The sequence below is a fragment of the uncultured Gilvimarinus sp. genome, from assembly GCF_963975215.1.
In the GTDB taxonomy this organism is placed as follows: domain Bacteria; phylum Pseudomonadota; class Gammaproteobacteria; order Pseudomonadales; family Cellvibrionaceae; genus Gilvimarinus.
Genome location: NZ_CAXBFW010000008.1, coordinates 128,437 through 140,027 on the forward strand (window position 1 = coordinate 128,437; position 11,591 = coordinate 140,027).

At 54.5% G+C, this 11,591-nt stretch carries 10 protein-coding genes; 6 read left to right on the forward strand and 4 right to left on the reverse strand.

Going from position 1 to position 11,591, the window contains the following annotated elements:
* Positions 1-34: 34 nt before the first annotated feature.
* The 4 genes from ruvX to gshB all read right to left on the reverse strand — a co-directional run bounded on the left by ruvX (position 35) and on the right by gshB (position 3,005).
* Positions 35-472 carry a Holliday junction resolvase RuvX gene (gene ruvX, locus AAC019_RS07935; RefSeq protein ID WP_339898132.1) on the reverse strand — a complete coding sequence of 146 codons (438 nt, stop codon included), beginning with the start codon at positions 470-472 and terminating at the stop codon, positions 35-37.
* Positions 465-1,061, reverse strand: a complete 597-nt coding sequence (locus AAC019_RS07940; RefSeq protein ID WP_339898133.1) for a YqgE/AlgH family protein — start codon at positions 1,059-1,061, stop codon at positions 465-467. Before AAC019_RS07940 ends, ruvX begins: the two co-directional genes overlap by 8 nt.
* Positions 1,062-1,134: 73 nt before the next feature.
* Positions 1,135-2,040, reverse strand: a complete 906-nt coding sequence (locus AAC019_RS07945; protein ID WP_339898135.1) for an energy transducer TonB — start codon at positions 2,038-2,040, stop codon at positions 1,135-1,137.
* A gap of 2 nt (positions 2,041-2,042) precedes the next feature.
* Positions 2,043-3,005, reverse strand: coding sequence for a glutathione synthase (gshB, locus tag AAC019_RS07950; protein WP_339898136.1), 963 nt, complete (start codon positions 3,003-3,005; stop codon positions 2,043-2,045).
* Between the two features lie 316 nt (positions 3,006-3,321).
* On the opposite strand from gshB, the gene pilG reads away from it, so the two are divergent.
* From pilG to AAC019_RS07980, 6 genes are all read left to right on the forward strand, one after another.
* On the forward strand, positions 3,322-3,717 hold the full coding sequence (gene pilG, locus AAC019_RS07955) for a twitching motility response regulator PilG (RefSeq protein WP_041522170.1): 396 nt from the start codon (positions 3,322-3,324) through the stop codon (positions 3,715-3,717).
* Between the two features lie 58 nt (positions 3,718-3,775).
* The gene (pilH, locus tag AAC019_RS07960) at positions 3,776-4,138 is read left to right on the forward strand and encodes a twitching motility response regulator PilH (RefSeq protein ID WP_339898138.1); all 363 of its coding nucleotides are present in this window, start codon (positions 3,776-3,778) and stop codon (positions 4,136-4,138) included.
* An 82-nt stretch (positions 4,139-4,220) separates the two neighbouring features.
* A complete protein-coding gene (locus AAC019_RS07965) occupies positions 4,221-4,766 on the forward strand; it encodes a chemotaxis protein CheW (RefSeq protein WP_339898140.1) in 546 nt (181 codons plus the stop codon).
* 186 nt (positions 4,767-4,952) lie between these two features.
* Entirely contained in the window at positions 4,953-7,184 is a 2,232-nt protein-coding gene (locus AAC019_RS07970) for a methyl-accepting chemotaxis protein (protein ID WP_339898142.1), read from the forward strand.
* 36 nt (positions 7,185-7,220) lie between these two features.
* Positions 7,221-8,084, forward strand: a complete 864-nt coding sequence (locus AAC019_RS07975) for a CheR family methyltransferase (RefSeq protein ID WP_339898144.1) — start codon at positions 7,221-7,223, stop codon at positions 8,082-8,084.
* A gap of 12 nt (positions 8,085-8,096) precedes the next feature.
* Positions 8,097-11,591, forward strand: a 3,495-nt coding sequence (locus AAC019_RS07980) for an Hpt domain-containing protein (protein ID WP_339898146.1), incomplete at its 3' end; no start/stop codon positions are given.

An 11,591-nucleotide genomic window follows, 5' to 3' on the forward strand; every position in this document is an offset into this window, starting at 1 on the left:
GCCTGACGTCGCTTGGGTGTAAGCGCGTCAGGCATCAGGCGTTTGCGGCCAGCCAATCTTGCAAAATAACCCTTGCCGCTATGGCATCCACCGGATCACTTTTGTAGTGGCGTGAGCCGCCATGGGCCAAATGTTCGCCTTTCGCTTCAAAGCTGCTCAGGCGCTCGTCGACCATGTCAATTTGCACCCCAAAGCGGCCGTGAATACGGTTGGCAAATTTTCTTGCCCGCGGGCATAGCTCGCTGTCGCTGCCATCCATATTGAGCGGTAGGCCCACCAGTACTAAGTCTGGCTGCCACTCACTCAGTAACTGACCAATCTCGTCCCAGTTGGGGATGCCGTCCCGCGCTTTTAGTTGTGTCAGCGCGCGCGCGCTGGCCGTCACTGTTTGGCCTACCGCCACCCCAATATTCTTGGTGCCATAGTCAAAGCACAACAATGTGTTTACGCGTTTTACATCGGGTTCAGGCATGGCCGGCGGTGTTAGATATAAGGTTAAGGTCGACACCTAAATGGCGAGCCGCGGCGCTCCAGCGCTGTTCGGCCGGGGTGTGAAATAAAATTTGCGGGTCGGCCGGAACGGTAAGCCAGGCGTTGTCGGCAATTTCTTGCTCCAGTTGGCCGCTCTCCCAGCCGGCGTAACCCAGAGTCACCAAAAAGTGCTCGGGGCCTTCGCCCTGTGCCAGAGATTTTAAAATATCGCTGGAGGCGGTCAGGCAAATGTGCGGGTCAATTTCGACCGTTGATTGCCACTGCCGCTCAGCGGCGCTGTGCAGCACAAAGCCGCGCTCTGTGCTTACCGGCCCGCCGGTAAGCACTTGAGATTGCGCCGAAGGGTCGCCCTCTGCGAGCTCCAGTTGCTGGTAGATGTCGCTCAAGGTAAGAGACATCGGTTGATTGATGACCAGGCCCATAGCACCGTCGGCGCCGTGCTCGCAGATGTAGGTGACGCTGTGGGCAAATCTCGGGTCGCTCATGCCGGGCATGGCGATCAGAAACTGATTGCGCAAGGAGCCTAACTCAAAGGCATTAAGGTCGGGGTTGGCTGTCGGTGTTTTCATGTCTCAAGTATTGGGGTGGCCGCGCCGAAACTCAAGCGTTGATTGATCCAGAGCCGGTTAGTGTTCACAGGCGCTAGCGCGGTTGGGTGCGGGTCGAGAGGCCGTCAATCTCAAACGACCAGGTGCGAATAATCACCAGTTGGTCGGTATCTTTGCGGATCTCGGGGGGGAATGGTGCGAACGGCGCCGCGAGCCGCACAATTTGCAGTGCGGCTTCGTCCAGCAGGCTGACCCCGGAAGATTCCAGCAGCGACAGATCGCGAATAGTGCCGTTAGGGTTGACCGTTACCGAGAGTCGCAGGTCGCCGGTAAGCCGTTGGCGAAGCGCTTGCTGCGGGTAGTTGTCGTTGCCCACTTGCTCGATTTTGCTGCTCCAGTTGTGCAGGTACTCGGCGCCGGCCGAGCTGCGTGTAGCCACTGACGTTAGTCGCCGGATACGCGGGCGCTTGGCGTACTCCTGACGCTGGCGGTCGAGCTTGGCTTGCAGGCTGGCGATCTCGGCGGTAATGGCCGGTTGCTCTTCCGGCAGGCCCTGGCGCTCGATGTCATTTTGTTGGTTTTCTTCGTCGGGGCGGCGCAGTTGTTGCCGTTCGGTCTCGGCGCTGGTGGTGATCACCTGAGTTTGCTGCTGGTTGCTGGGGGTGGCGGCCTCGGGCATGGGGGCTGGGTTTACCTCCCGTACGTCGGGTGCGGCAAAGTCGGCGCGGCGCTCGGTGGTTAGCTCGCGGCTTTGCTCTTCGGTACCGCTCGCCTGTTGGTTGTGCTGCGCGAGAAACTCGGCGTCCTCTGGCGCTTTATCGGATTTGTGGGTGGCCAGGGTGATCTCGAGTGTGGGGGCCAGCTGGTCCGGGTCGGGCAGTTTAAACGTCAGGCCGAAAATAATCAGTGCGTGGGCGATAATCGCGATAAAAATCGTGAAACTTAAACGGTCGGTGGATTTGACGGAGGTGTCGACTCCGACGGCTACATTAGACGCCATAACTAGTGTTGTGCCCGCTGTTGGATCTCGGCCTCCAGTGCCACTATTAAGCGTTCGCCAATACGAGTGTCGTAGGCTTTGTCGATTTCGCGCACGCAGGTGGGGCTGGTGACGTTAATCTCGGTCAGGTAATCGCCGATCACATCCAGGCCGACGAAGTACAGCCCACGCGCTTTGAGCTGCCCGGCCACTTGTTCGACAATCCAGTAGTCCCGCTCGGTTAGGGGTTGTGCGACCCCGCGGCCGCCGGCGGCTAAGTTGCCGCGGGTTTCGCCCTCGGCGGGAATGCGTGCCAGGGCGTAGGGGACTGGCTCGCCAGCGACGACTAAAATACGCTTATCGCCATTGCTGATCTCGGGGATAAACTTCTGCGCCATGGTGAGGTGTTTGCCGTGCCCGGTGAGCGTCTCGAGAATCACACCAACATTAGGGTCGCCCTGTTTACAGCGAAAGATACTGCTGCCGCCCATGCCGTCGAGCGGTTTAAAAATGACGTCGCCGTGCTCTTTGTGGAAGTTTTTCAGCTGATCCATGTGCGCGCTGACAATCATGGGGGGGCAGCACTGAGGAAAGTGCGTGGCAAACATTTTTTCGTTGCAGTCGCGCAGTGAGCGGGGGTTGTTAGCAACCAGCGCTCCCTGGCGCTCGGCGGCCTCCAGAATATAGGTGCTATAGATGTAGTCGGTATCGAAGGGCGGGTCTTTACGCATCAAAATAGCGTCCAGCGAACCCAGCGCTATATCCTCCGGTGGCGCCAGCTCGTACCAGTGCTCGGCGTTGTCGTACACCGTCAGGGCCCGGGTTCGGGCGCGGGCGGTTTCGCGCTCGAGATACAGATCTTGCGGCTCCATATAAACGAGCTTCCAGCCGCGCTCTTGCGCGGCTAGCAGCAGGGCCAGCGTCGTATCTTTGTAGTAAGTAATCTGGGCAATAGGGTCCATTACGACGCCAAGGGTCTGACTCATAGTCTCGGGCTCAATCTAGGGCAAATCTGGGTTGTTGGCGGTACGCGCCGCGCCGTTAAGTTAACGGCTTGCTGAGATGGGCGCAAGTGTCTGTTCGTCATAATTGTAAGGAATATTAAACAATCAAAAAGTATAATTTTTGTATATATTCAGTGATTTATAGATAAAGCTTAAAAACTATGTTAAAAATCTTGTCAGATAAATAAATCCGTAGAGTGGTTGCGGCCAGATCGAATGCGTACTATTGTGCCAGCAATAGTGTGAACTCTGTCGCAATATAGAGCCCTCTACAATAACAGCGCAAAGGTCAGCACCTATGGACGTGAGTTTGGAAAGTCTAAAAGTCATGGTGATCGACGACAGTAAAACGATCCGTCGTACCGCCGAGACACTATTGAAAAAAGCCGGTTGTACCGTAATCACTGCCACAGATGGTTTTGATGCGCTTGCCAAAATTGCCGATTCACGGCCCGATATTATCTTTGTGGATATTATGATGCCGCGTCTTGATGGCTATCAAACCTGTGCGCTTATTAAAAATAATACCGAGTTTAAAGCCACGCCTGTCATTATGTTGTCCAGTAAAGACGGCTTGTTTGATAAGGCTAAAGGCAGAATTGTGGGCTCAGACCAGTATTTAACGAAGCCGTTTAGCAAGAGTGAACTGCTGGGCGCCATTGAAGAGCATGTAAAACAAGCGCAGGCGTCATAACGCCGCCGACCAATAACAATTCAATTACCTATAAGCTAACCGCACAATTGGGGATCCTATGGCCAGAGTACTTATTATCGACGACTCGCCCACTGAAACTTACAAGCTGACCACCATGCTGGAAAAAAATGGCCACGCTGTGTTGACTGCACCCAATGGTGAAGAGGGTGTGGCGCTGGCTAAAAAAGAGCTGCCGGATGTGGTCTTGATGGATATAGTTATGCCGGGGCTAAACGGCTTTCAGGCGACACGTCAGCTGACCAAGGCGCCGGAGACAGCGAATATCCCGGTGATCATTGTGACCACCAAAGACCAGCAGACCGATCGTGTTTGGGGAATGCGTCAGGGCGCGCGCGCTTATTTGGCTAAGCCAATTACCGCCGAAGTCTTGATGGACTCGATTAATGAGGTTATGGCCTGATCAATTGGGTTAGCAGTACTGGTTAGGCGTTGCCAGACCAGTACTGGAGTCGGACACAATATATAAAACACGGACTCGGATCATGTCAGAGCAATCAAGTGCATTTTCTGCTCTGGTCAATTTGGCCAGTAGTTGCCGGGCGGCTGCCAAAGGCTTGCCGGCCCAGATAGATGCTCGTCCACAGTGGAGCGGTATCGGTTTTACCTTGCTGGGTAGTCACTTTGTGGCGCCGATGGACGAAGTATCCGAGATGCTTGAAGTCCCCCATTTTACCCACCTTCCTGGTGTTCAACCGTGGGTTCGCGGCGTGGCTAATGTCCGCGGTCGCCTCTTGCCGTTGTTCGATCTCGCCTCCTTTTGTGGTGGCCGTTTGGTGGGTGGGCGCAAACGCCGTCGGGTGCTGGTGCTCGAAACAGAAACCTTGTACACGGGGCTAATTGTCGATCAGGTGTTTGGCATGCAGCATTTCCCCGCCGATGAGTTTCAGCCCAGTAACTCAGATTTAGTTGAGGGGTTACAGCCTTATGCGCAGGGCAGTTATAGCGATGGTGACGATACCTGGAATGTATTTCGGCTATCGGCGCTTGCGCAAGATCAACGTTTTACCGACGCCGCAAAAGATATTTAGCGCGTTGGTTTAAATAGGCCCGCATGCGGGCAAGTTAAAAGCGGCCTTGCGCTGCGATATAAAAATGTTTGTCATAGTTTTGTGCAATACCAGAAGAGGGATTCTAGGGGGAGGGCTCATCGAGTCAGTCCGGGTTTCTCAGCTAACAATGAACAACAATGATGCAGAGTCGGTCAGGAGTATGTAATGAAAACTGAGTCCAGAACTATTGCTGCGACGCTTAAAGGCAATCCTGCGATTGTCCTTGTAAGTGTCCTGCTGGTGGCGCTTATTATTGCCATGGCGGTGATCTTTACCATTGTCAATCGCGACAGTGATCGGGATGCCTTCTACGAGCAACAGGCGGCGGAACTGCGGGCTCAGGCCTACCGGCTGACGTCGTTGGCCCGTGATGCCACCTCGGGTAATGCAGAGGCCTTTGACGAGCTGGCCACAGTGGTGGAAACCATGAGTGCCACCTGGGAGGATTTGCGCTCCGCCGATCCCCGTACCCGGGAGGTGCTGAGTGCCGAGTTTGGTGCCTTTGGCTCGGTGTGGAACGAGATTAAAGCGAATGCCCAGTCAATTCTCGAAAACCAAGAGGCCATCGTCTTTATTAACCGCGTTGGTAATGATCTAAACAACAACCTGCCCACGCTGCAGGCGCAGCACAGCAACATTGTAGAGATTCTGCTGGAAGCGGGCGCCCCGGCCGAGCAGGTCTCTCAGGCGCAAATGCAATCCTGGCGCGCCGAGCGGATCGGGCGGAACGTGGATAAAATGCTCCGTGGTGACGCCGACGCGGATAAAGCGGCCGATCAGTTTAATCTGGATGCTAACCTTTATGGCCGGATGTTGGCGGCGATGCTGGAAGGCGACGAAATGCTTGGCATCTCGCGCGTATCGGACCCCGACGCACGTGCCAGTCTGGAAGAGATCTCGCAGCTTTTTGAAGGTGTGGGTAACTCGATTCGCGACATCTTTGAAGGCGCCCCCGCGCTGTTCTCGGCGCGTCAGGCTGAAGAGGCCATTATTACTCAAACGCCGGCACTGCTGCAGGCACTGAGTGATATCGCCGATAAAATCTCGATTCAGGCCTCCGAGCGTCCGCTCAACAATACCTTGCTGTTGATTATCGCCGGCTTAATTCTCGCCTGTTTGGCCTTTATCGGTATTTTGTTGTATCGCGGTACACGTCGCCGTCTGGCGGTAACGGCCGAGGCTAACGAGCGTAACCAAACGGCCATTTTGCGACTGCTGGATGAACTTGCCGACCTGGCCGATGGTGACCTGACCACCACCGCCACGGTAACCGAGGATTTCACCGGTGCGATTGCCGACTCTATTAACTACACCATTGACCAGCTGCGGATTCTGGTAGCGCGAATCAACGAAACGGCCGTGAACGTATCGGCCGCCGCGCAAGAAACCCAGCAAACGGCGCTGCACCTGGCCGAGGCCTCTGAGCATCAGGCGCAAGAGATTGCCGGTGCATCGGCGGCGGTCAATGAGATGGCGGTGACCATTGATCAGGTATCGGCCAACGCCTCTGAATCGGCCGCGGTAGCCGAGCGCGCGGTATCGATCGCGAGCAACGGTGCCAAAGTGGTACAGAACACCATCCACGGTATGGATACGATTCGCGAGCAGATCCAGGACACCTCGAAGCGTATTAAACGACTGGGTGAATCGTCACAGGAAATTGGTGACATCGTATCCTTGATTAACGACATTGCTGACCAAACCAACATCCTCGCACTTAACGCCGCGATTCAGGCCTCGATGGCCGGTGACGCGGGTCGAGGCTTTGCGGTGGTAGCGGATGAGGTGCAGCGTCTTGCGGAACGTTCTGCGGCGGCAACTAAGCAGATTGAGGCGCTGGTTAAAACCATTCAGAACGATACCAACGAAGCGGTTATCTCGATGGAGCAAACCACCTCTGAGGTGGTTCGCGGTGCTCGCCTGGCGCAGGACGCCGGTGTGGCACTGGAAGAAATTGAGGGCGTATCGACCTCGCTGGCGGAATTGATTCAGAACATTTCGAACGCCGCGCGCCAGCAGGCCTCGTCTGCCGGTCACATCTCTAACACGATGAACGTGATTCAGGAGATTACGACGCAAACCTCAGCCGGTACCAGTGCGACGGCACAGTCGATTGGTAACCTGGCCGCTATGGCACTGGATCTGCGTGAGTCGGTAGCCGGTTTCAAACTGCCAGAAGAAGACACAGGTGAAACTGTGAGTTACGAGCAGAGCAGCGCTTTTGCAACCTTAGAAACTGAAGCCTCCGAAGTTGACGCCCAGTCGCCCAGTGAACTGAGCGATTACGACGAAGTCGTTGATTTGGGTGATGCGGAGGTGGTTGATTTAAACGATGAGGTTGAACTGGACATTGATATTGACGCTGATGACGATGAACCCAATCGTCATCACGTGTAAGTCGTTTCATTAATTAGCGCAGGCAGTTAGCTAATTATGGGGTGGTCGTTACGGACAATTGTCGATCTCAGCGATAGCGAGTTCGAACAATGGAGCAAGCTGCTGGAGGAGCGCGCCGGTATTCAGTTAACGCTGGTGCAAAAGTCGCTGCTTCAGTCACAGCTTTCTATCCGTATGCGCGAGCTGGGGTATGAGCGTTACAGTGATTACTACTCGCTCGTGACCGACGGCTTACAAGGACGGCTGGAATGGTCCATTCTTATCGATCGGGTGGCGGTAAAAGAGACGAGTTTTTTTCGTCATCGCCAATCGTTTGAATATGTGCGCCATTATTTGCAAGACAAAATAAACAATCGCCAGCTCAATGACAGTTTTGATGTTTGGAGTGTAGGTTGCTCTACCGGTGAAGAACCCTATTCGCTGGCCATGGTCATTAACGACTGCTTTGAGTTGGCACAGCTCGAACCCTATTACGGTGTTACCGCGCTGGATATTAGCTCGACGGCGCTCGCAAAAGCGCGTCTGGGACGTTATTTGCCTCGTGCCATCGAGCAGATGACGGCCGAGGAAGCGCGGCGTTACTGCACGTTATGCAATGGCGGCAGTTATGAGATTGCGCGTAAGCTAAGGGATAGGATTTGTTTTACCCACGGTAATATTTTGCAGGTAAGCGAGATCCCTAAAGTGCCCATGGATGTGGTGTTTTGCCAGAATCTATTGGTGTATTTTCGCCGCTGGTTGCGTCGGGATATTCTCAACAGCCTGGCAGGCCGCTTAAAACCGGGTGGTTTGCTGGTGGTGGGACTCGGTGAAGTAGTGGATTGGGAGCACCCTGAGATGACACGGGTAGCGGACGATAAAATCCAGGCTTACATTCGGGTCGAGCAAAAACAACAATGAGGAAGGCGCTAGATGGCTGACAATCGCAACTTTGCGGCTCTCGACTGGGTTATTCATGAAATAGCCGAGACCTTGAAGCAAGCGCGACAATCGCTCGAGTCTTATGTACAGGATACAAATGACAAAGCGCGTTTGCGCTTTTGCTTGACTCATATCCACCAGGTGCGCGGCAGTTTGCAGATGGTGGAGTTCCACGGCGCCGCAATGCTCGCCGAAGAGATGGAACAGCTGACTCAGGCGCTGATTGGCGGCAATGTGGCCAATGCCGGGGAAGGGCAGGAGGTGCTGATGCGCGCTATCTTGCAGTTTCCTGTGTACCTCAATCAAGTAAAGGCAAGCCGTAACGACAACCCGCTGGTGGTGCTGCCGCTATTGAATGATCTGCGTACGGTGCGCGGTGAAAGTTTGTTGTCGGATACCAACCTGTTTATGCCCGACATGTCGTCGGCTCGTACTGTCAGTGGCGAGCGTATGCCATTGGCGGCCAACGATGAACAGTTTGTTGCCACCGCTAAAAAGCTACGGCAAATGTATCAGTATGCCGCCGCCGGTTTTATTAAATCGGTGAATCCGGATGAAAATCTCGCCTACCTCAGTAAAGTCTTTTCGCGCCTGTACCGTCTTACTTCGGGTACCGCGCGTCAGCCGTTATGGTTGATCGCTCAGGCGCTGGTCGAAGCGCTGGAAATGGATGCCATTGAGTCGAGCGTGTCCATCAAAAACTTATTGCGCAAGCTTGACCGCGAGATCAAGCTGCTTGTGCAATATGGCACCAAAGCGCTCGACAGTTTTAGCGACGAAGAGCTTATTAAAAATCTGCTCTACTACGTGGCGCGCTCGGGCAAACACACGCCGAGTTTTGCTGCCGACTCCAAATTAAAGCAAGTGTATGAGCTTTACCAGTTAGACCGCGCACTGCTAGAGGGCAAAGAGCAGGGCGAGAGTCAGGATATTCTCTCCACCCCCGACCCCGAAGCAATGCGCTCGGTGGTTACCGCGCTTAAAGTCGAGCTCGATGGTGTTAAGCGGGCATTGGATGAGTGCTTGTCCAACCCCGAAGCCGAGCAACCACTGGGCGAAGCTGTAGGCATTCTTAAGCGGGTCGGTGACACCATGGCGGTGTTGGGTATCGGTGATTTGCGTCGCGCTGTTATCGAACAAAGTGCTGCGCTTGAGTTAGCAATGACTACAGCGTCTGGTTTATCTCACGATCAGCTGTTGGGCGTCGCTAACCGTATTATTGATATTGAAGGCGAGTTGGACGTATTGGCATCCAATGCCGGTAAAAGCGTGGGCAAGCAGGCAAAAGACCAGGCCGGGATGACACTGTCTGATGCCAAAGCCTCGGTTATGCGCGAATCGCGTAACGGTCTGGAACACGCTAAAGATTCGATTGTTGAATACATTGCCTCGCAGTGGAATCGCGATCATCTAAATAATGTGCCACAAATGCTGCGCGATATTCGCGGTAGTTTAGAGATGATTCCACTGCCGCGGCCAGCGCGTATTTTAGGCGCATGCGCCCGCTATATTGAAGAACAGCTGCAACAACAAGAGCAAACACCCGAATGGTCAACGCTTGATACTCTCGCCGATGCCATTACCAGCGTTGAGTACTACCTTGAGCGCATTGGCGGTGAGAGCACAGAGGAAGAAAACGAGCTGTTGCTAATGGTTGCCGAAGAAAGTGTCGAGCAACTCGGTTATGCCGTGACTCAGTACTCGGGCCGCGCTAAAGCGGATGAGAGTGACGCGTTACCCGAGACGGCTGATGAGCAAGCGGCCGAAGTAAGTAATGCGGCTGATGCGCCCGAGCTGGCGGAGTCTGATGACGACGCGGCGTTATTGCAAAGCGCTTACGCGCAAGCGCTGGACTCCACCGGTGATATTCATGAAGAAATTGATCTTGAGCCCGCGGCGGAGGCGGAACTTTTACCTGAAGAAGAGGCGGAGCAAGAAGCTGTTTCCGACACTCTTGAGGTTGAAGAGTTACCGGTTGAGCCAGAGTCTGGCCCAGACGAGGCCTCGGTTGCGGATACGGCTGAGGATCTAACCATTGACGATGACGAAGAAGTCGTTGACGATGAGATTCTGGAAATTTTTATCGAAGAGGCGGGTGAAGTTAGCGAGGCTATTGCCGAGTATTTCCCCCAGTGGGCGCAGAACTTTGAAGACGCGGGAGCTTTAACTGAGTTCCGCCGCGCTTTTCATACCTTAAAAGGTAGCGGCCGTATGGTCGGCGCCAACGACATTGGCGAGCTCGCCTGGTCGGTCGAAAATATGCTGAACCGGGTAATCGACGGCACCATTGTGCCTAGTCGCTCCCATGTTATTTTTATCGAGAACGTCCGCCAAACTTTACCGCCGATGATTGCGGCTTTTGAGGCGCGCGAGCCTACCCCCAACTTAGACGCGGTGAACCATTTACGCGCTCAGGGCGAGGCTATGGCGCGTGGTGAAATACCCAGTGATCTGCAGCCGCTTGCGGGTGACGATGACTCAGCGGTTGCCGCCACTGCGGAGCCGGTTGAACAAGCAGATACTGCTGCGGAGCAAGCCGCGACTGAGCATAGCGATCTAGTGGCTGCGGATGATGCCGAGGATGGTTTGTCTGATAGCGATGACGGCCAGCTCTGGCAAATCTTTGGTGTTGAGGCGCTGGCTCATCTGGCAATAGTAGAAAGCTATATCGATCGGATGGAGCAAGCCCGGCCACTGTTCGAGCCGCCCAGCGACGATATGCAGCGCGCTTTGCACACCCTAAAGGGCAGTGCCCATATGGCTGACGTCACGCCTATCGCCGAGCTGGCAACACCGCTGGAAAAGTTTGTTAAAGAGCTGCGTAGCTATCAGGTTAATATCAACGACGATATTTTGCAGCTGCTGCGCGACGGCGTGAGTTATACCCGCGGGGCGTTGGAGGATATCGATCGCAATCGCGAATTAATGATCCCACGGCTGGATCAATATTTGGCGCGTGTACATGAATTGCGTGAGATCTATGTTGCACCACTGGCGCAATTGCAGCAGGCGGATGCTGCCGGAAAACACCCGGTCGACCCGGAGTTGTTAGCTATTTTTATGGCCGAGGAGATGAACCTACTCCTCGATGCCGATCAGCTGATTAATGCCTGGCAACAAAACCCGCAGAACATCGAGCAGTTGCAGCCGATTGTTAACGAGTTAAAGAATTTAACGCGCGGCGCTGCACACGCTAACTTGCCGCCGATGGCGAGCCTGGGCGATAAATTGCATCAGGTGTACCAGCGCATTCTGGCCGCCGAGCTCAGCTGTGATTCGCCCTTGTGCGATGAGTTAATAAGAGTTCATACCGCGCTACTCGATATGGTGGACGCCATCGCGGCTGGACAGACTTTACAGCCGATACCGCCCGATGTTGATGCGGTATTAGCGAGGCTGCTTGACGGCGCTGTGCCAGGCAATAGCCTGTTAGCAGAAGCAGAAGCAGAAGCAGAAGCAGAAGCAGAAGCAGAAGCAGAAGCAGAA